We start from the raw sequence: 18,590 nt of genomic DNA on the forward strand, positions 1-18,590 counted from the left end.
ATACAGACGCCGGATATACGTCCGCAAACCGATCTCATCAATGTCTTGCAACTGCAGGGGCGTCCATATATGTCTTTTCTCACAGAGTTCCCGTAAAGGCAACAAAACCAAAGACTCTGGATACCGGCGTTCGCCGGCCTGACGGTGCTGGGGGAGGCCGCGTCGTAATGAATAAGCACCGAGCGTGCTGACGGTTCAGGCAGAGAGCCTTAGGGCTGAGGGAGGACTTTACTAGCTAATCCTTCCTGCAGCAGCGACGAAGCGCTTCCCGCCCCTCATGCACAATCGTCTCCCTGGCGCACGCCAGGGTCCAGTGGCTTTCCTACGCTAGGCAACAAAACCGCAGACACTGGATACCGGCCAGCACCGGCATGACTGTGTTAGCCGAGGCTTCATGGTCTTGATTGGGCTACGTGGTCTCTGACAGCTTCAGCAAGGTAAAGGATCACTTACTGAGCCAAGCGCACAGTGGTTGTTCAGAAGAACACTAGGACCCTGTGGCTGTTAATCGGTGAAGCGCTTATCGAGGATGATTGAAATCGGTTGTTATCTTGCTGCATCTGACCGAATCTTATTCCCTGTCGTACTGTGTTATTCCAATCATACTTCCTTTGATGGACTGTCTGCGGACGACATTAACATGATAAGTGCAGCTATATCAGCAGCTTCTGATCTAAACGCCTGTGTGCTTTCAATAGGGTGAACTTCGCTCGGTGATCAGGCTCAAACAGAGATAGGGGTGGAGTTAGACTTTGGTCAAATAGTCTAAGCTGAGAGGAAGTGATATACCTTCAATCACTGACTCGCAGTATCCCAGAACAGACAACGGAATGAGGTAGAGTATGAACGAATTTGATAAGACTCCTGAGAATGGTACCGAAGGCTTTAATGAGCGTGAGAACTGGCGTTCCGGTAACCTGGGTCGGCAACTGGTCGCGGTACTCGAAGATTCCTATGGTTCAGAAGTTGATGGCGATTCCCTGCAGAAGCACTGTGCTGAGGTGGCAAGAGGCTAAAACTGTCTAAAATTACCGGTCATTGCTGGTTAGTTGGTCAGTCGGTTATTTTTCAATGAAAAAGGTCTTTACCTTTCAACCTGGGGACGTATAATTCACCTCGTTCGCTAGGGGTGTAGTTCCAATTGGTAGAACAGCGGTCTCCAAAACCGATGGTTGCGGGTTCGAGTCCTGCCACCCCTGCCACATTCCAGACGGCCCGCAGAGAAATCTGCGGGCCGTTTTGCGTTTATGCCCTCCCACGCTCTTTACTGCTGGTATACACTGAGCCATCAAATTCATTGGACAGTTTGTTGATGTCTACCTTTTCCATACGCCCCATGGTGACGAGTGACCTATTTGCCGTAGCGGAGATCTATCGCCAACGCAGTTGCGTCGAGAACTCGCTGCATACGCCCTTTATGTCAGAAGATGAGTGGCGAGCAAGGTTGCAGCAGATGGGGCGCGATCTTCAATGCCTGGTCGCGGTTCGGGAGGGAAAGGCGTTGGGCCATGCCTGCTTGATAACCTTTGGTGCTGAGCCGCGGCGCCGTCATGCCGCCAGTGTTGGGGTCGTAGTTCACTCGGAACACCGACGACAGGGAGTGGCCTCCAGCTTGCTGCGGGAGCTGATCGACACCTGCGACAACTGGCTGGGGATAACCCGCATCGAACTTGAAGTCTTTGCGTCCAATGAGGGAGCGGTGGCCCTTTATCGTAATCTTGGCTTTCGGGAAGAGGGAAGAATGAAAGGGTTTGCGTATCGCAATGGACAGTTGGAAGATGCGATCCTGATGGCAAGGTATGAGGGAGTGGAGTGATGCAGGACGACACCGGGAAAAGGGCGTGCTTTCTGGCGACCCTGGGATTTACCCAGTGGAAGCTGAGGGAAGAGTACTCACAAGGCCTCCAGAGCGACTCTGCTGTCTCTGAGGGTGGACATAAACATAATGGGGTGACCATCAGCTTGCCGGGCCTCTCAGTGGCGCTGGGTGAGGATATCAGGCTGGCGCTTCAGGAGCTGGGCTTGGAGGAGTGCCTGGTTGAGGAAGATCAGGAGCGCAAGCTGGTGGTGCGCCAGGATGGTGAGGTGCATCTTGCTCTGACGTCGGATGAACTCGGGTCTCCCCAAGGCAAGCGCCGCCTGTGGTCGGCGCTGAGGGAGGTAGCGTGAGTCATCGCTTTGTGCCTATGGACTCGGTTGAACTGGATGAACTGTTCGCCATCGAGCAGTCGTGCCATGATTTTCCCTGGAGCCGCACGACACTGGCCAGCTGTATTGGAGCCGGTTATCAAGGTGAGGTGCTGATGTGGCGGGGCCGAGCCGTGGGTTACTACATCACCCAGACTGTGGTGGGTGAGGCGACCCTGATGAACATCTGCATTCTGCCGGAGCTTCGGGGGCAGGGGCTGGGAAGACATCTTCTGCATCGCTGTCTGCAGCAGCTCAGCAGTGAGCAGGCAGATTGCTGCTTCCTGGAGGTTAGGGCGGGCAACACTCCCGCCCTGGGTCTGTACAGGCGAATCGGCTTTGAGCCCCTGGCGGTTCGTAAAGGCTATTATCAGGGAGAGGGCGGCCGCGAAGACGCGGTGATCATGAAGCTGACCCTGAGCGAATAATCTATTACACGTAAAAAAGGAGCCTGACGGCTCCTTTTTTCTATTTCACCTCTTTGCCCTGGGCCTGGAGGTCCGCGTGATAACTGGACCTGACGAGAGGACCACAGGCGGACTGAGTGAAACCCAATTCCAGAGAGTAGTCTCTCAGTGCGTCGAACTCCGCGGGCGGCACGTAACGCTCCACAGCGAGGTGGTGTCTGCTCGGTTGCAGGTACTGCCCCAGGGTCAGCATCTCAACATTGTGAGCACGCAGATCCCTCAGCACTTCCTGGATCTCCTCGTTGGTCTCACCCAGTCCCATCATCAGTCCGGACTTGGTGGGCACTTGTGGGTGAATCTCCTTGAACTTCTTAAGCAGATCCAGTGACCACTGGTAGTTGGCGCCCGGGCGAGCCTTACGATAGAGGCGAGGCGCGGTTTCCAGGTTGTGGTTGAACACATCCGGCGGCTCGGTGGCCAGGATCTCCAGGGCGCGGTCGATGCGGCCTCGGAAATCGGGCACCAAAATCTCAATTTTTATGTGAGGTGACAGGGCGCGGATCTCGCGAATGCAGTCGGCAAAGTGCTGAGCGCCGCCGTCACGCAGGTCATCCCGATCTACCGAGGTGATCACCACATACTTGAGCTTCATGTCGCGGATGGTTCTGGCCAGCTTTAGCGGTTCCTCAGTATCCGGCTTCAGCGGACGGCCATGGGCCACATCGCAGAAGGGGCAGCGACGGGTGCAGATCGCCCCCAATATCATAAAGGTGGCGGTGCCGTGGTTGAAGCACTCGGACAGGTTGGGGCAGGAGGCCTCTTCACAGACTGAGTGCAGTCCATGCTTGCGCATGGCGCTCTTAACTTCATCGATCTTCTGACTGGAAGCGGGCAGCTTAACCCTCAGCCAGTCGGGCTTGCGGAGCATCTCTTGCCGATCTGTGGGTACCACTTTCACGGGGATGCGGGCGACCTTCTCGGCATCACGCAGTTTGACGCCGGGAACCAGACGCTGTGGGCGTTCACTCATGGGGCAATCCTTCACTCAGGGTCAGCTGGGTGTAGCCCAGCTTGTTATAGAATATCTGTGCCAGCTCATCGGCTGCCTGGGAGACGTTCCTGGGGCCACCCAGGTGGGAGGTCTGGACCATCTCCATCCCCGCGTAACCACAGGGATTGATTCTCAGAAAGGGGCTGATGTCCATGTCAACGTTCAGGGCCAGTCCGTGGAATGAGCAGCCTTTGCGAATTCTCAGGCCCAGGGAGGCCACCTTGCGGTCATCCACATAGACGCCAGGGGCATCGGCTTTGGCGTAGGCGGTGATGTCGTAGGGAGCCAGCAGTTCAATCAGGCTCTCTTCGATGTGGGTCACCAGTTGGCGAACCCCGATGCCCAGTCGTTTGATGTTCAGCAGTGGGTAGGCCACCAGCTGTCCCGGGCCGTGATAGGTAACCTGGCCGCCTCTGTCTACCTGAACCACAGGAATGTCGCCGGTGTTGAGCAGGTGCTCCTCTTTGCCTGCCTGGCCCTGGGTAAAGACCGGGGCGTGCTCAAGCAGCCAAAGCTCGTCGGCATCGTCCTGAGTTCGGGTGTCGGTGAAGTGCTGCATCGCCTGCCAGACGGGCTCATAGGGCTGTAGCCCCAGGCGACGCACGATAAGAGTTTTTGCGACCAATCCTTTATCACGCCATGTGGGAAGAGATAGGCCGCATTATACCTGCACAAGGCATAAATGCCAGATAGATCACATTATAGAACCCGGATTACGCCGTCGATTGCGCCAAGCTCGGTATACAAAGCTTCCAGCTGCTCCTTGCTGGTGGCGGTGATATTGATGGTCACCGAGTGGTAGCTTCCTTTGCTGCTGGGGCGGACGGAGGGTTGGTAGTCCCCGGGGGCATGAGTCTGGATCACCGCCACTACCTTGTCAGGCAGGGATTCATCGGCGTGACCGATTACCTTAAACGGAAAACGGCAGGGGAACTCCAGAAGTTCGTCAAATTTGGTATCCATGATTACTCCAACAGGATTTGTTCGGCTGCAGCCGTTATGGGGATTAGTGTATCAAATTTCAATCACCGCCAATGAAAAAGGCCTGCAAACGCAGGCCTTCACTGTTCAGGGGCCCCCTGGGGAGGGCGCTTGCCCTTAGTTAAACCAGCTCATCACCAGCAGCTTGATGTAGTCGATCAGCTTGGAGAACCAGGAGCCTTCCTCTACGTCTTGCAGAGCTACCAGCTTGTACTCGGCAATGTCCTTGCCATCCAACTGGAAGTAGAGCTTGCCCACCACCTGGCCTTTGGACAGAGGGGCTTTGAGCTCTTCAGTCAGCTCAAAGTTGGCTTCCAGCTTTTCCGCCTGACCGCGATAGATGGTAACCGGGGTGTCTTCAAGCACGCCCAGGCTCACTTCGGGCTGGCTGCCGTACCAGATCTTGTGGCTGACAAACTGATCACCGGCCTTGTAGGGAGTAACGGTTTCGAAGAAGCGGAAACCGTAGTTCAGCAGCTTCTTACTTTCAGCTTCACGGGAAGAGGAACTCTTGGCACCCATCACCACGCTCACCAGGCGCATATCACCGCGCTTGGCGGATGCCACCAGGCTGTAGCCGGCGTTGCTGGTGTGGCCGGTCTTGATGCCATCCACGCCCAGGCTGCGATCCCACAGCAGGCCGTTACGGTTGTGCTGACGGATTTTGTTGAAGGTGAACTCCTTCTCCGCGTAGAGGGCATACTCCTCTGGCACGTCCCGAATCAGGGACTGACCCAGCAGCGCCATGTCATAGGCGGTGGTGAAGTGTTCGTCGTTGTCCAGGCCGTGGGCGTTGGCGAAATGGGTGTCCATCATCCCCAACTGGGTGCTCCAGGCGTTCATCAGGTCGGTGAAGGCGCCCTGGCTGCCGGCAACGTGCTCGGCGATGGCCACACAGGCGTCGTTACCGGACTGGATCACCATGCCGCGGTTCAGATCTTCCAGCAGTACCTCTTTGCCCACTTCGATGAACATCTTGGAGGAGTCGGGGAAGTTCTTGGACCAGGCGTTTTTGCTGATCTTGACCTTGTCTGTCAGTTTGACGTTGCCCTGAGCCAGCTCCTGGCCCAGAACATAGGAGGTCATCATCTTGGTCAGGCTGGCTGGCGCCCGACGCTCGTAAGCGTTCTCTTCAGCCAGGATCTGCCCGGTCTGAAAGTCCATCAATACATAGGAGGTGGCGTTTACCGACGGCGGATTGGGCACCACGGCGGGGATGGCAGTGGCGGAGGCGGCAAACAGCAGGCCTGACAGGCCCAAAAGCGAGTGCTTCAGATTTTTCATAATGACTAGACTGGAATCCTGTGCGTTTGATGTTAGTCGTGTGTCCTTAACACCGAAAGGGGAGTATATCACTTGGTTCCCTTTACCGGACAAAAGTTTCCGGCGCATCTGAACTTTCATAAATCGTAAAGGCACCGGGGTATCCGGCGGCTTTTATGGTGTCCAGCATCTCCCGGCTGCGAAAGGGGTCCTCGATGGGGCCCAGTTGCAGCTTGTACAGCCCTCCCTGCCGCAGCAACCGGCTGCCGACGCTATAAGTCTGCTCCAGTTTAACGGCCAGCTGCTGCAGCGCCTGTTCATTGGAGGAGGCGGTCAACTGCAGATACTGGTTCACCTGTGCCTGGGGCAGCAGAGGCGCGGGGTTGGGCTCGGTGGCCAGGGCTTCGATGCGCACCTTGGCGGTGCCCTGCTTCAGCATCCCGAGGTGGAAGGCGGCGGCATAGGAGAGATCGATAAGCCGGTTGCCGTGGAAGGGGCCGCGATCATTGGCCCGAACCACCACACTCTGTCCATTGTCCAGGTTGGTCACCTTCAGGTAGGTGGGCAGGGGCAGGCTCTTGTGGGCGGCGCTGAAGCCATACATGTCGTAGGTCTCACCATTGGAGGTGAGGTGGCCATGAAATTTGGCGCCGTACCAGGAAGCGGTGCCCTCCTCAACGTAGCCTGAGGCGCTCTTCATCACCTGGTAGTTGCGGCCAAACACCATGTAGTCCCTGTTGCCCTGCTTGCTGGGGGATTCATACCTGGGCCTGGGCTGCTCCAACTGACTCACATCCGGGGCATTGCTTGGGGCCCTGTCCTGGGAGATCTGGTAGCGGCCGCTGCTGCACCCGGTCAGCAGCCCCAGGGCAACCAGCCCGACGAGGGTGAGCTTAAGGTTGGTCATAGGCATCCTGAAGCCTCTTGGCAAATTCCACCGCCGCCATGGCATAGAGCGGGCTGCGGTTGTAGCGGGTGATGGTGTAGAAGTTCGGGAACACCTGGTAGTACTGGGTGCTGGTGTCGCTGCTCTCCAGTTCCAGCAGGGCGGCTCGGTCGGAATCGTTGCCCTGCGCCTGAGTGCCGGCGGCCCTGAGCTGGCCGGCGGTGGCGGTCAGGGGCTTGCCGTTCCACATCAGCGCCTTGGCAGGTTCATTCATGGGCGCATCGATGGTGGCGGCGGCCGGGGCCTTGTGGGACCACTTGTGTTCGGCGAAGTAGTTGGCCACGCTGCCGATGGCGTCCACCGGGTTGTTCAGCAGGTCCCGCTTGCCATCGCCATCGAAGTCGACCGAATAGGCCAGGTAGCTGGAGGGGATGAACTGGCCCCAGCCCATGGCGCCGGCATAGGAGCCCTTGGTGTCACCCAGGGTCCAGCCCTCCTGCTGGGCCAGGGTCAGGTAGTGACCCAGCTCAGAGGCGAAGAATTTGGCCCGTTTGGGGTAGTAGAACCCCAGAGTGTAGAGGGCATCCAGTACCGGGTAGGTGCCGGTGTGGCGGCCATATCGGGTCTCGATGCCGATGATGGCGACGATCATAGAGGCATCGACGCCAAACTGGGCCTCAGCCTGCTCAAGGGTCTCCCTGTGCGCCTGCCAGAAGGCGATGCCATCCTCGACCCGCTCCTGGGTCAGGAACAGCTGACGGTACTGGTACCAGGGTTTGGCTTCCCAGGGGGTGGAGATGGCGTCCAGCACTTTCTGGTTCTTGCTGGCCTGCTCCAGGGCCCGCTCGATGTAGCTGCGTTCCAGGCCTTTGGCGGTCCACTCCTGGACAAACTGCTGCTGAGGAGTCATGGCGAAGGCGGCACTGGAGAGACCCAGTGCCGAAAGGAGTAACCATTTGGTCATTATTTGCTTCCCGGCTATCTGCTGTTAAAGCGTCTGTGGGTATGAATAGCCATGAGCATGCCAAATCCCGCCATCAATGTCAGCATGGATGTGCCGCCATAGGAGACCAGGGGCAGGGGAACACCGACCACCGGCAGGATGCCGGAGACCATGCCGATGTTGACGAATACGTAGACGAAGAAGGTGAGGATGATGCTTCCGCCAAGCAGCCGGGCAAAGGGCGTCTGGGCTCTGGAGGCGATCACCAGGCCGCGGCCGACGATAAACAGGTAGATGGCCAGCAGTACCAGGGCGCCGATCAGGCCAAACTCCTCACCCAACACCGCGAAGATAAAGTCGGTATGGCGCTCCGGAAGAAATTGTAACTGGGATTGTGTGCCTCCCAGCCAGCCCTTGCCGGAGAGTCCGCCTGAGCCGATGGCGATCTTGGATTGGATGATGTGGTAACCGGCTCCCAGGGGATCTTTTTCCGGATCCAGCAGGGTCAGTACCCGGGTACGCTGATAGTCCTTCATCAGGTAGAACCACAGCACCGGCAGGAAGGCCAGCACACTCAGGACACAGCCGGCCACCACCGCCCAGCTCATGCCTGCCAGGAACAGTACGAACACGCCGGAGGCGGCCACCAGGATGGAGGTGCCGAGATCCGGCTGGGAGGCGATAAGCAGGGTCGGTACCAGCAGGATGGCGGCACCACCGGCCAGGTAGCGTTTCTTCGGTGGCAGGGGATAGCGGCTGATGTACCAGGCCATGGTGATGGGGAAGGCCAGCTTCATCAGCTCCGAAGGCTGAAACTCCATAAAGCCCAGATTGAGCCAGCGCTGCGCCCCCTTATTGACCTCACCGAAGAGTTCCACCGCCACCAGCAGGGCGATGCCCACGAGGAAGATGGGCAGGGCCCAGCGGCGGAACACCTCGGGATTGATCTGGGCGATGGCGAACATCACGGTCAGGGAGAGGCCGATTCGCACCAGCTGTTTTTCCAGCATCAGTGGACTTTGGCCACTGGCGGCGTAGAGCACCATCAGGCCGAAGCCCATCAGGGTGAGGATGCCAATGAGCAGAGGCAGGTCGATATGCAGGCGAACCCAGAGGTTGGGGCCTTTGCGAACTCTAGTGTTCATTGGTCTTGGCGACCTCCTGGCTGGTTGAGTCAGGCTTGGGTTCCAGGTAGTGGTCCAGCAGTGCCCGGGCGATGGGGCCGGCATTGGCGCCACCCCAGCCGGCGTTCTCCAGTACCACAGTCAGGGCGATGGTGGGGTTCTCTGCCGGGGCATAGCCGACGATCAGGGCGTTATCCCGCAGGTGCTCGGCGATCTTGTCCTTCTCATACTTGGCATCTTCCGCCAGGCCAAATACCTGGGCGGTACCTGTCTTGATGGCGGCGGTGTAGGAGGCGTCGGCGAAGCGTCCCTCGGCGGTTTTCACCATGGCGTCGTGGACGATCTGCCAGGCATTGTCGTTCTTCAGGACCAGGGGGCGGCGCTCCGAGGGTTCGGTCAGCGCCATTTGACCCTCCTGCCCCTTGGCGCGAAGCAGGTGGGGGGTGAAGTGCCGGCCTTTGTTGATCAGTACGGTCAGGGCTTCGGTGAGCTGCAGTGGCGTGGTGGTCCAGTAGCCCTGGCCAATGCCCACGGAGATGGTGTCACCTATGTACCAGGGCTCCTTGTAACGTATCTGCTTCCAATCCCGTGAGGGCATGATGCCGGCGGACTCCTCCTTCAGATCCACCCCGGAATACTGACCGAAGCCAAACTCCAGCATGTAGCGGCTGATGGTGTCGATGCCCATGTCATAGGCCAGCTGGTAGAAGTAGGTGTCGTTGGATTTGATCAGGGCGTCATAGACGTCCACCCAGCCGTGTCCCCAGCGCTTCCAGTTGCGGTATTTGCGCTCCACACCGGGGATCTGCCACCAGCCCGGATCCCAGATGCGGGTCTTCACCGAGATCTTGCCCTCCTCCAGGCCCACCAGCGCCAGCATCGGCTTGACGGTGGAGGCGGGGGCGTACTGCCCCTGAGTCGCCCGGTTGATCAGCGGTCGGGAGCGGTCATTGAGCAGGCTCCGATAATCCTTGCCGCTGATGCCGTGAACGAACAGGTTGGGATCGTAACTGGGGTTGGAGACCATGGCCAGGATGCCACCATCGCGAGGATCGATGGCCACCAGGGCGCCCCGGTGATCTTTCAGCAACTCCTGGGCCTTCTGCTGCAGCGACAGGTCCAGGCTGAGGTAGAGGTCATCCCCCGCCCTGGGGGCGGTGGTGTTCAGGGTGCGCACCACCCGTCCACGGCTGTTGACCTCGACCTCCTGCAGGCCGGGCACCCCATGGAGCGCCTCCTCATAGAAGCGCTCCACCCCCAGTTTGCCGATATCCTTGGTGGCGGCATAGAGGGCGGCTTTGCCCTCCACTTCCAGGTTGGCCACATCATTGCTGTTGATGCGGGCCACATAGCCCAGAGCGTGGGTCAGGCTGTCTTTAAAGGGGTAGTTGCGCTTCAGGCCAGCGCCGATTTGAAACCCGGGGAAGCGGTGCTGGTTGACGCTGAACTTGGCCACCTGATCTTCACTGAGCTTGCTCAGCAAGGTGGTGGACTTAAAGCTGCGGCGGGCCTTGACCCGTTCGAGAAACTCCTGCTGGTCACTCTCAGGAATGGCGAAAATCTGTGCCAGCTCGGCGAGGCTCTGCTCCAGGTTTTTTGCCTGCTCAGGGATCACCTCCAGGGAGTAGACCGGCTGGTTTTCCGCCAGAAGCACCCCATGGCGATCATAGATGAGACCGCGGTTGGGGGCGACGGGCACCACCCGGATGCGATTGTCATTGGAGCGGGTCTGGTATTCGCTGTGGTCGACGACCTGAATGACGTAGAGATTGCTCAGCAGTATGCCGATCAGAGCCAGCACGCCAAAGAGTGAGACCACGGCCCGTCTGCGGAACAGGGCGGCCTCGGCGGCGTTGTCGCGGATCTTGGTACGCTGATAAAAACGCATTTACTCTCTGTGATACGGGTGGTTGTTGTTGATGCTCCAGGCCCGGTACAGGCTCTCCGCCATGATTACCCGAACCAGGGGGTGAGGCAAGGTCAGATTGGAGAGGGACCAGCTTTGTTCCGCCGCTGCCTTGCAGGCGGGGGCCAGTCCTTCGGGGCCGCCAATGAGGATGGCGACGTCCCGTCCGTCCATCTGCCAGCGCTCCAGCTGCTTAGCCAGTTGCGGGGTATCCCAGGGTTTGCCGGGGATATCCAGGGTGACGATACGACACCCCTGGCAGACCGCCAACATCGCCTCCCCCTCCTTCTCCAGGATGCGAGGGATGTCCGCGTTCTTACCTCTTTTGCCCGCTGGTATCTCAATCAGCTCCAGGGGCAGATCCCGGGGGAAGCGCCGCTGATACTCGGCGAACCCCTTCTGAACCCAGTCGGGCATCTTGGTGCCGACAGCGATCAGCTTTAACTTCATCGGTTACTTCTGCTCCGGATGAGCGGACCACAGCTTCTCCAGCTGGTAGAAGTCCCGGGTCTGCTCCTGCATGGAGTGCAGAATCACGTCACCCAGGTCAACCAGAACCCATTCGCCGGATTCTTTGCCTTCCACGCCCAGAGGGGCCTGATCGATGCGTTTGGCTTCCAGAGCCACGTTCTCGGCGATGGCGCGGACGTGGGTCTTGGAGGTACCGCTGCATACCACCATGAACTCGGCTACGGTGGATTTGTCACTGATGTCCAGGACCACCAGGTCACGACACTTCAGCTCTTCAGCTTTCTCTACTACAAAGTCTTTCAGTTCTACGGGGGTCACTGTTGGCTCCCAAGGTTAAATTGCAAAGCGGACCATTATACCCTGCCGCTGGGGGCGACTCCATGGCCATAGAGGCCATTGTGGTCGATATAGTCGGCAACGGCGGCGGGAATGTGGTCTCGGGGCAGTTGGCCTGAGGCCAGGGCCGCCCGAATGGCGGTGGAGGAGAGCCCCACCGGTTCCAGTTCGGTCAGCAGGATCTGACCACTGGGGTGCGCTCTCAGGGTGTGTGGATCTGTGGTGACCGCATTGTTGAACGCACCCAGTTCAGGGGCGGCAATGCCATGACGGCGGCAGACCACCAGGTTGGCCAGTTCGAGAATTCTCTCCGGCAGATACCATTGATTGAAACTGGCCAGGGAGTCCATGCCGATGATGAAGCAGAGGGCGTCGTTCGGGTGCTCCTGCCTCAGCTGCTCAAGGGTGTCCACCGTGTAGGAGGGCTGTTGGCGCTTGAGCTCACGGTCGTCCACAGAGAGCTGAGGGTGAGGGGCACAGGCCAGCTTTACCATGGTCAGGCGCTGCTCGCTGTCGGCGTGGGCGCCGGGCTTGTGGGGCGGCAGGCGGTTGGGCAGCAGCCTCAATTCGTCCAGCCCCAGTTTCCGGTGCAGCTCCAGGGCCATCTGCAGGTGGCCATTGTGGATGGGATCGAAGGTGCCCCCCAACAGGCCAAGCAGTCTCAGCGACATGGGGTGAACTCCTGATAGCGCTGGGCAAAACCCAGGCAGACTTCACTGAGCTCGGTCCAGGGAGAGTCTGCCACCCCCTTGATGCGCTGCTCCAGTTGGCCGCAGCGTCCCAACAGGGCGGCGATCCGTGGCAGTGGCAGCCTTTGCAGGCAGCCTCGATAGAGGGGCTGACGCTTGGGCCAGATCTTCAGCTTCTTGAACAGGGCGGCCTGGTTCTCCCCCTGGCTCATCCCCTGCTGCAGTTCCAGCAACAGTTGCAGCTCCCGGATCAGGGCCCAGTTGATCAGCACGGGTGCGGTGTCCTCCAGCTTGAGCTGGCCCAGCACGGTCAGTGCCTTGTCGCACTGACCCTGAAGCAGCAGGTCCGTCAGTTGGTAAACCGTGTATCTGGACTGATTGGAGAGCAACTTGGAGAGGGCGTCGCTGCCGATGCTGCGGTTGCCAGCCAGCAGCGCCAGTTGGGCCATCGCCTGGTCGGCAGCCAGCAAGTTGCCCTCGAACATCTCGCCAAACTGGGCCAGGGCATCGGGTTGAAGATTGACCCCATGATGGCGCAGCCGCCCCTGCAGCCAGCGCTGGTAGTGGGGGCCTTCCGGGGTCAGGGCCTGTACGTAGAGACCGGCCGCCTCCAGGGTTTTAAACCACTTGCTGTTGGTCTGCTCCTTGCCCATTTTGGGGCCATGGAGCAGCAGCAGGGTGTCCTGAAGCGCAGGGACCAGTTCGGTCAGTACCGCGCTGCCGTCGGCGCCGGGTTTACTGTTGGGCAGCTCCAGCTCGATGATGCGGCGGCTGGCGAACAGGGAGAGGGATTGGCACTCCTGTGCCAGCGCCTGCCAATTGAAGGGGGACTCCTGCACCAGCGAGAGGCGTTCGCTGAACCCCTGGTCACGGGCGGCGGCCCGAATCTGATCCCTGGCCTCTTCCCGCAGCAGCAGGTCGTCGCCAAACACCATGACGATGGCAGGCAGCTGGGTCAGGTGCTGCCCCAGCTGGCTGACAAAGATCCGCATCTACTGAACCTTGATGCTGGAGAGGGTACGGATGATGCGGTCAGCCGCTTCGGCACGCATCTCCTTGAGCAGCAGATCCAGCTCGCGGTTTTTCGCCAGGGCGGTACGGGGATCGTCCAGGTAGTCGCGGCGGATCTCAAGATCGAAGCTCTGGGAGGGCTTGCCCTGGAAACCCACGGCAAATTTCACCGAGTAGATCAGCTCATATTCCGCCACCTGTCCAGAGGGAAACAGGGAGAGGGTGGAGCGCTCCAGATTGTCGTCCCCCAGCCAGAGCCGGGGGGCGGTGTCGTTCTCCACCATCTTGATGTCGGAGAGGCGCAGACGCTCGCCCACCAGGCGGTGCAGCTCACCATACTCATCAGAGCTCTCCAGTTGCAGAGTCTGAAGCTGTTCGGGGATCAGATAGTCCCCCTTAAGATGAAAGCCGCAACCGGCACTGACCAGAAGGGTCAGTGCCAGCAGGGCGGTCAGAGCGTGTCTCAGCACTCCGATCTCCTTAGTTGGCTACGATGTTGAGCAGCTTGCCGGGCACGTAGATCACCTTGCGCAGGGTCTTGCCGTCGGTGAACTTGCTGACGTTCTCCTCAGAGAGGGCCAGCTCCTGGACCTGCTCCTGAGAGGCGTCGGCGGCCACGGTGATGCGGGAGCGAACCTTGCCGTTCACCTGGACTACAATCAGCTTCTCATCTTCGACCATGGCGTCTTTGTCCGCCACAGGCCAGGTTTGGGTGTCGATGTCCCCTTCCAGCCCCAAGGCGTTCCAAAGGTGGAAGCACACATGGGGGGTGATGGGGGCCAGCATCTTAACCACGGCCTCCAGGGCTTCCTGCATCAGGGCGCGATCCTGGTCGGATTCCTTGGGTGCCTTGGTCAGCTTGTTCATCAGCTCCATCACCGCGGCGATGGCGGTGTTGAAGGTCTGGCGGCGACCCAGATCATCACCCACTTTGGCGATGGTCTTGTGCAGGTCACGGCGCAGGGCTTTCTGATCGCCGCTCAGTGCGGTCAGATCCAGAGCCGGAGCCGTTCCCAGGTTGATGTGTTCGAAGGCCAGTTTCCACAGACGCTTGAGGAAGCGGTTGGCGCCTTCTACGCCGGATTCCTGCCACTCCAGGGTCATCTCTGGTGGGGCGGCAAACATCATGAACAGACGCACGGTATCGGCGCCGTACTTGTCCACCATCTCCTGAGGGTCGATGCCGTTGTTCTTGGACTTGGACATCTTGGTCATGCCGGAGTGCACCAGCTCACGGCCTTCGCCGTCGGTGGCCTTGACGATGGCGCCTTTGCCATCACGTTCCAGAGTCACCTCGGTGGGGGCTACCCAGACACGCTGGCCGTTGTCGCCGGTGTAGTAGAAGGCGTCACACAGAACCATGCCCTGACACAATAGGCGCTTGGCGGGCTCGTCGGAGTTCACCAGGCCTGCGTCACGCAGCAGCTTGTGGAAGAAGCGGAAGTAGAGCAGGTGCATGTTGGCGTGCTCGATACCGCCGATGTACTGGTCCACGGGAAGCCAGTAGTTGGCCTTGCTTGGATCCAGCATGGCGTCGTCGGTGCCTACGCTGGTGTAGCGGGCGTAGTACCAGGAGGACTCCATAAAGGTATCGAAGGTGTCGGTTTCGCGGGTGGCTTTCTCACCATTGATGGTGGTCTGAGCCCAGGACCTGTCCGCCTTGATGGGGCTGGTGACGCCATCCATCACTACGTCTTCAGGCAGGATCACCGGCAGGTCTTCGGCAGGTACAGGCACGGTCTCGCCATTTTCCAGGGTTGCCATGGGGATAGGCGCGCCCCAGTAGCGCTGACGGGATACACCCCAGTCACGCAGGCGGAAGTTGGTGGTCTTGTGGCCCTTGCTCAGCTCGCCCAGCTTGGCGGCGATGGCGTTCAGGGCGCCGTCGAAGTCAAGGCCGTCAAATTCGCCGGAGTTGAACAGGATGCCCTTGTCGGTGTAGGCCTGCTCGCTGATGTCTAGCTCGCCGTCGACCGGCTTGATCACCGGCTTGATCTCCAGGCCATACTTGGAGGCAAACTCATAGTCACGCTGGTCGTGGGCGGGTACCGCCATCACGGCTCCGGTGCCGAAATCCATCAGCACAAAGTTGGCTACGAACACCGGCACCTTGGCACCAGTTAGGGGGTGGATGGCGTACAGGCCAGTGGCCATCCCCTTCTTCTCCATGGTGGCCAGCTCGGCTTCGGCTACCTTGGTGTTCTTGCACTCATCGATAAAGGCGGCCAGCTCTGGGTTGCTCTCGGCGGCGATGGCGGCCAGGGGGTGACCGGCGGCGATGCCCACATAGGTCACGCCCATCACGGTATCGGGGCGGGTGGTGTAGACTTCAACTTTGTCGTTGGTGCCATCCACGTCGAAGGTCATCTCGATACCTTCGGAACGGCCGATCCAGTTGCGCTGCATGGTTTTCACCATCTCGGGCCAACCATCCAGCTGGTCCATGTCGCTCAGCAGCTGATCGGCGTAGTCGGTGATCTTCACGAACCACTGGGGGATCTCTTTCTGAACAACCGGAGTGTCACAACGCCAGCAGCAGCCGTCGATAACCTGTTCGTTGGCCAGTACGGTCTGGTCGTTATCACACCAGTTTACTGAGCTGGTCTTCTTGTAGATCAGCCCTTTGTTGTAGAGCTCAGTGAAGAACCACTGCTCCCAGCGGTAGTAGTCGGGCTTGCAGGTGGCCAGTTCACGGTTCCAGTCGTACCCGAAGCCCAGCATCTTCAGCTGGCCCTTCATGTAATCGATGTTCTCGTAGGTCCAGGGAGCCGGAGCCGCCTTGTTCTTCACGGCGGCGTTTTCCGCAGGCAGGCCGAAGGCGTCCCAGCCGATGGGCTGCAGCACATTTTTGCCCTGCATCCGCTGGTAACGGGAGATCACGTCACCAATGGTGTAGTTGCGCACGTGGCCCATGTGTAGACGGCCGCTGGGGTAGGGGAACATGGAGAGGCAGTAGAACTTCTCTTTGCCCTCTTGCTCAACGGCGGTGAAGGTTTGTTGCTCTTCCCAGTGACGCTGCACATTGGGTTCGATATCGCTGGGGTTGTATTGCTCTTGCATCGACACGATAGGATCCACGACTGATATTTTGATTTCGAGCCAACTATGGCTCATAAAAAGATCTGCATAGAATAACTCAGCGGGCGGCTAATACCAATGATGTGAAGGGCCGATTTTTCCCGATTATCCGCAGGCTGCATCTGGGGTGTCGCCGCCGGGTGACCGGCAGTCTCATCAGCAGTGTGGACCCCGGACCACAAGGGATGTCGGTGGAGTGGATTATGTGTTATACCAAAGATATCAACGAATTGTGCTGGCGGCTTCGCCGGTACTGTCTGACCAAGCTGCAATGGAGATGGCCATGGCGGAAGAAAAAAGTCGGTTGATTGAACGTTACGAGGCGCTGCTACGGGAGATGGAGCGCCGTTATCAGGAGGATCCGGACCTGACTCTGAGTCAGCTCAGTCAGGTGCTGACGGACAGCAGCGCCTACCTTCAGCTCAAGGAGAGCCTCTCCCAGGGCGAGCTGGAGATGGTGGAACAGTTTCTGCGGCGGGACCTGGGTGAATTTGTCCTGCACGCGGCAGACGAAGTGGAGCAGCCCTCAAGCCTGTTTACCCTGGGGCTGGAGAATACCTTGTGGCAGTGGTTGGCGGAGATCACCGACAAGAGCCAGCTGGAGTGGCACGAACTGGGTGAGGATCTGCGCCACCAGGGAACCTACGAAGCCGGTGAGGTCGTCGGTCTGGGTATCCTGGTGTGCGACAAGTGCGGCCATGAGATGACCTTCAATCGGCCTGATCTTCTGCCGGCCTGTCCTGAGTGTGATCACCGCTTCTTCTCGCGGAAGATGCTGGCACCCTGATAAAGGCCCCAACCAGAGCCAGCAGCGCCAGTAACCAGGCGCTGTTCTGGCCATAGTGGCCAAACACCGTGCTGCCCTGAACCAGGGCCACGTCGCCGGTGAGTACCCCCTCCTCAAACTGAGGCAGCTGCGCCTGCATCCTTCCCTGCTCATCCACAATGGCGGTGACGCCATTGTTGGTGACCCTCAGCAGGGGTTTACCCAGTTCCATGGAGCGCATCCTGGCAATCTCCATATGCTGCAGCGGGCCGGTGGAGTGACCAAACCAGGCGTCGTTGGAGACGGTCAGCAGCAGGTCAGTGTCCGGGGTGATGTTGGCCCTGAGCTGCTCGGGGAAGGCGATTTCGTAGCAGATGGCCGGTGCCAGACTCACCTCTCCAGCTCGCAAGTTCTGCTGCACCCTGTTGCCTCGGGTGAAGGAGGACATGGGCAGGTTGAACAGGGGGGCCAGGGGGCGAAGTACCGACTCCAGAGGCACGAACTCGCCGATGGGCAGCAGATGGCTCTTGTGGTATCGGTTGTCGTCACCGGGCTGATGCCGTCTTGGGCCCTCGTCGTCCCCAAGCACCAGCAGGGAGTTGAAGAACTCGCGGGTGAAGCTGTCGGCGCTGATGATGCCGGTGATCACATGGGTGCCCCGGAAGGCGGCCGCATGATCGAAGCTGTTGAGGAAGTCGTCCACCATCATCTCCGGGGCGGGCACCGCCGCCTCCGGCCACACCACCAGATCCGCCTCCATATGGGGGCGGCTGAGATCCTGATATTTGAGCAGGGTGGGCCACAGTTGCTCGGGCTCCCATTTGAGGCTCTGGGGGATGTTGCCCTGAACCAGGGCCACGGAGAGGGTGTCGCCACTGCGCTCTATGGTGTTCAGGGAGGGCAGAACCGCCAGGGCCAGGGCGGTGGATGCCGGAGCCAGCAGCCACAGCCAACGGCGGCGCAACAGCATCAGCAGGGCGCCGGCCAGCAGGGCGATAAGCCAGCCCAGCCCCAGGGCACCCAGGGAACTGGCCAAGGGAGAGAGTGGCCCCTCCACCTGACTGTAGCCCAGCCACAGCCAGGGGAAGCCGGTCAGCAGTTTCCCCCTGAGCCATTCGGTGATCAACCACAGGGCGGAGAAGGCCAGTACCCTGCGGCCGCCGGCGTCCGGCCAGAACCGACCCAGCAGCCCCATGGTCAGGGTGGGAAACAGGGCCAGATAACCGGCCAGCAGGGCCATCAGCAGCAGGGACACCGGCAGCGGCAGGCCGCCGAAATTGTCGATGCTCACATGCACCCAGGCGATGCCGTGGGCAAACAGGCCAAAGCCGAAGCTCCAGCCCAGCAGGGCACTGCGTCTGGGAGTTTGCCCCTCACTGAGCCACAACAGGCCCATCAGCGCAGGCAGCAATACCGGACTGAAGTGGTAGGGGGCAAAGGCGAAGGGGGAGAGGGCGCCGCACAGCAGCGCCATCATTAACCGGAGTTTGG

20 protein-coding genes and 1 tRNA gene are annotated in these 18,590 nt (G+C 59.6%); 6 read left to right on the forward strand and 15 right to left on the reverse strand.

Going from position 1 to position 18,590, the window contains the following annotated elements:
• Positions 1 to 842: 842 nt before the first annotated feature.
• The 5 genes from ACN0RV_RS08935 to rimI all read left to right on the forward strand — a co-directional run bounded on the left by ACN0RV_RS08935 (position 843) and on the right by rimI (position 2,615).
• Positions 843 to 1,016: a hypothetical protein gene (locus ACN0RV_RS08935; RefSeq protein ID WP_417347287.1), complete on the forward strand. Its 174-nt coding sequence runs from the start codon at positions 843 to 845 to the stop codon at positions 1,014 to 1,016.
• A 109-nt stretch (positions 1,017 to 1,125) separates the two neighbouring features.
• Positions 1,126 to 1,202, forward strand: a tRNA-Trp gene (locus ACN0RV_RS08940).
• A 110-nt stretch (positions 1,203 to 1,312) separates the two neighbouring features.
• Complete coding sequence (locus tag ACN0RV_RS08945; protein ID WP_417347288.1) at positions 1,313 to 1,816, forward strand: GNAT family N-acetyltransferase; 504 nt, start codon at positions 1,313 to 1,315, stop codon at positions 1,814 to 1,816.
• Positions 1,816 to 2,169 carry a hypothetical protein gene (locus ACN0RV_RS08950; protein ID WP_417347289.1) on the forward strand — a complete coding sequence of 118 codons (354 nt, stop codon included), beginning with the start codon at positions 1,816 to 1,818 and terminating at the stop codon, positions 2,167 to 2,169. The genes ACN0RV_RS08945 and ACN0RV_RS08950 overlap by 1 nt, the downstream gene beginning before the upstream one ends.
• Positions 2,166 to 2,615, forward strand: a complete 450-nt coding sequence (rimI, locus tag ACN0RV_RS08955) for a ribosomal protein S18-alanine N-acetyltransferase (RefSeq protein ID WP_417347290.1) — start codon at positions 2,166 to 2,168, stop codon at positions 2,613 to 2,615. Before ACN0RV_RS08950 ends, rimI begins: the two co-directional genes overlap by 4 nt.
• Positions 2,616 to 2,655: 40 nt before the next feature.
• On the opposite strand, the gene lipA is transcribed toward rimI, so the two are convergent.
• The 14 genes from lipA to leuS all read right to left on the reverse strand — a co-directional run bounded on the left by lipA (position 2,656) and on the right by leuS (position 16,315).
• Entirely contained in the window at positions 2,656 to 3,624 is a 969-nt protein-coding gene (gene lipA, locus ACN0RV_RS08960; protein WP_417347291.1) for a lipoyl synthase, read from the reverse strand.
• On the reverse strand, positions 3,617 to 4,270 hold the full coding sequence (gene lipB, locus ACN0RV_RS08965) for a lipoyl(octanoyl) transferase LipB (protein ID WP_417347292.1): 654 nt from the start codon (positions 4,268 to 4,270) through the stop codon (positions 3,617 to 3,619). Before lipB ends, lipA begins: the two co-directional genes overlap by 8 nt.
• 74 nt (positions 4,271 to 4,344) lie before the next feature.
• On the reverse strand, positions 4,345 to 4,611 hold the full coding sequence (gene ybeD, locus ACN0RV_RS08970; RefSeq protein ID WP_417347429.1) for a DUF493 family protein YbeD: 267 nt from the start codon (positions 4,609 to 4,611) through the stop codon (positions 4,345 to 4,347).
• Between the two features lie 132 nt (positions 4,612 to 4,743).
• Positions 4,744 to 5,910: a serine hydrolase gene (locus ACN0RV_RS08975; RefSeq protein WP_417347293.1), complete on the reverse strand. Its 1,167-nt coding sequence runs from the start codon at positions 5,908 to 5,910 to the stop codon at positions 4,744 to 4,746.
• Between the two features lie 82 nt (positions 5,911 to 5,992).
• On the reverse strand, positions 5,993 to 6,796 hold the full coding sequence (locus ACN0RV_RS08980; RefSeq protein WP_417347294.1) for a septal ring lytic transglycosylase RlpA family protein: 804 nt from the start codon (positions 6,794 to 6,796) through the stop codon (positions 5,993 to 5,995).
• Positions 6,783 to 7,739, reverse strand: a complete 957-nt coding sequence (gene mltB, locus ACN0RV_RS08985; RefSeq protein ID WP_417347295.1) for a lytic murein transglycosylase B — start codon at positions 7,737 to 7,739, stop codon at positions 6,783 to 6,785. The genes ACN0RV_RS08980 and mltB overlap by 14 nt, the downstream gene beginning before the upstream one ends.
• Before the next feature lie 14 nt (positions 7,740 to 7,753).
• Positions 7,754 to 8,863: a rod shape-determining protein RodA gene (rodA, locus tag ACN0RV_RS08990; protein WP_417347296.1), complete on the reverse strand. Its 1,110-nt coding sequence runs from the start codon at positions 8,861 to 8,863 to the stop codon at positions 7,754 to 7,756.
• Positions 8,853 to 10,730: a penicillin-binding protein 2 gene (gene mrdA, locus ACN0RV_RS08995; RefSeq protein WP_417347297.1), complete on the reverse strand. Its 1,878-nt coding sequence runs from the start codon at positions 10,728 to 10,730 to the stop codon at positions 8,853 to 8,855. Before mrdA ends, rodA begins: the two co-directional genes overlap by 11 nt.
• Complete coding sequence (gene rlmH, locus ACN0RV_RS09000; RefSeq protein ID WP_286341549.1) at positions 10,731 to 11,198, reverse strand: 23S rRNA (pseudouridine(1915)-N(3))-methyltransferase RlmH; 468 nt, start codon at positions 11,196 to 11,198, stop codon at positions 10,731 to 10,733. It lies immediately after the preceding gene.
• Positions 11,199 to 11,201: 3 nt separating this feature from the next.
• On the reverse strand, positions 11,202 to 11,537 hold the full coding sequence (gene rsfS, locus ACN0RV_RS09005; protein WP_028110475.1) for a ribosome silencing factor: 336 nt from the start codon (positions 11,535 to 11,537) through the stop codon (positions 11,202 to 11,204).
• Between the two features lie 35 nt (positions 11,538 to 11,572).
• Positions 11,573 to 12,226, reverse strand: a complete 654-nt coding sequence (nadD, locus tag ACN0RV_RS09010) for a nicotinate-nucleotide adenylyltransferase (RefSeq protein WP_417347298.1) — start codon at positions 12,224 to 12,226, stop codon at positions 11,573 to 11,575.
• Positions 12,217 to 13,236, reverse strand: coding sequence for a DNA polymerase III subunit delta (gene holA / locus ACN0RV_RS09015; protein WP_417347299.1), 1,020 nt, complete (start codon positions 13,234 to 13,236; stop codon positions 12,217 to 12,219). The genes nadD and holA overlap by 10 nt, the downstream gene beginning before the upstream one ends.
• Positions 13,237 to 13,725 (reverse strand): LPS assembly lipoprotein LptE, encoded by a 489-nt coding sequence (gene lptE / locus ACN0RV_RS09020; RefSeq protein WP_417347300.1) that lies wholly within the window; start codon positions 13,723 to 13,725, stop codon positions 13,237 to 13,239.
• A gap of 10 nt (positions 13,726 to 13,735) precedes the next feature.
• The gene (gene leuS, locus ACN0RV_RS09025) at positions 13,736 to 16,315 is read right to left on the reverse strand and encodes a leucine--tRNA ligase (protein ID WP_417347430.1); all 2,580 of its coding nucleotides are present in this window, start codon (positions 16,313 to 16,315) and stop codon (positions 13,736 to 13,738) included.
• 301 nt (positions 16,316 to 16,616) lie between these two features.
• Between leuS and ACN0RV_RS09030 the strand changes: the two genes are divergently transcribed.
• On the forward strand, positions 16,617 to 17,120 hold the full coding sequence (locus ACN0RV_RS09030; RefSeq protein ID WP_417347301.1) for a zinc ribbon-containing protein: 504 nt from the start codon (positions 16,617 to 16,619) through the stop codon (positions 17,118 to 17,120).
• Here the strand turns inward: ACN0RV_RS09030 and lnt are convergent.
• Positions 17,044 to 18,573, reverse strand: coding sequence for an apolipoprotein N-acyltransferase (lnt, locus tag ACN0RV_RS09035; RefSeq protein WP_417347302.1), 1,530 nt, complete (start codon positions 18,571 to 18,573; stop codon positions 17,044 to 17,046). The two genes, ACN0RV_RS09030 and lnt, sit on opposite strands and share 77 nt — an antisense overlap.
• Between the last annotated feature and the right edge of the window lie 17 nt (positions 18,574 to 18,590).

Source organism: Ferrimonas sp. (genome assembly GCF_048263965.1).
Classification (GTDB): Bacteria; Pseudomonadota; Gammaproteobacteria; order Enterobacterales; family Shewanellaceae; genus Ferrimonas.

Coding starts and splice junctions, on each gene's coding strand:
- ACN0RV_RS08935 (WP_417347287.1), top strand. CDS start 843: ATGAACGAATTTGATAAGACTCCTGAGAATGGTACCGAAGGCTTTAAT.
- ACN0RV_RS08945 (WP_417347288.1), top strand. CDS start 1,313: ATGTCTACCTTTTCCATACGCCCCATGGTGACGAGTGACCTATTTGCC.
- ACN0RV_RS08950 (WP_417347289.1), top strand. CDS start 1,816: ATGCAGGACGACACCGGGAAAAGGGCGTGCTTTCTGGCGACCCTGGGA.
- lipA (WP_417347291.1), bottom strand. CDS start 3,624: ATGAGTGAACGCCCACAGCGTCTGGTTCCCGGCGTCAAACTGCGTGAT.
- ACN0RV_RS08975 (WP_417347293.1), bottom strand. CDS start 5,910: ATGAAAAATCTGAAGCACTCGCTTTTGGGCCTGTCAGGCCTGCTGTTT.
- ACN0RV_RS08980 (WP_417347294.1), bottom strand. CDS start 6,796: ATGACCAACCTTAAGCTCACCCTCGTCGGGCTGGTTGCCCTGGGGCTG.
- mltB (WP_417347295.1), bottom strand. CDS start 7,739: ATGACCAAATGGTTACTCCTTTCGGCACTGGGTCTCTCCAGTGCCGCC.
- rodA (WP_417347296.1), bottom strand. CDS start 8,863: ATGAACACTAGAGTTCGCAAAGGCCCCAACCTCTGGGTTCGCCTGCAT.
- mrdA (WP_417347297.1), bottom strand. CDS start 10,730: ATGCGTTTTTATCAGCGTACCAAGATCCGCGACAACGCCGCCGAGGCC.
- rlmH (WP_286341549.1), bottom strand. CDS start 11,198: ATGAAGTTAAAGCTGATCGCTGTCGGCACCAAGATGCCCGACTGGGTT.
- nadD (WP_417347298.1), bottom strand. CDS start 12,226: ATGTCGCTGAGACTGCTTGGCCTGTTGGGGGGCACCTTCGATCCCATC.
- holA (WP_417347299.1), bottom strand. CDS start 13,236: ATGCGGATCTTTGTCAGCCAGCTGGGGCAGCACCTGACCCAGCTGCCT.
- leuS (WP_417347430.1), bottom strand. CDS start 16,315: ATGCAAGAGCAATACAACCCCAGCGATATCGAACCCAATGTGCAGCGT.
- ACN0RV_RS09030 (WP_417347301.1), top strand. CDS start 16,617: ATGGCGGAAGAAAAAAGTCGGTTGATTGAACGTTACGAGGCGCTGCTA.
- lnt (WP_417347302.1), bottom strand. CDS start 18,573: ATGGCGCTGCTGTGCGGCGCCCTCTCCCCCTTCGCCTTTGCCCCCTAC.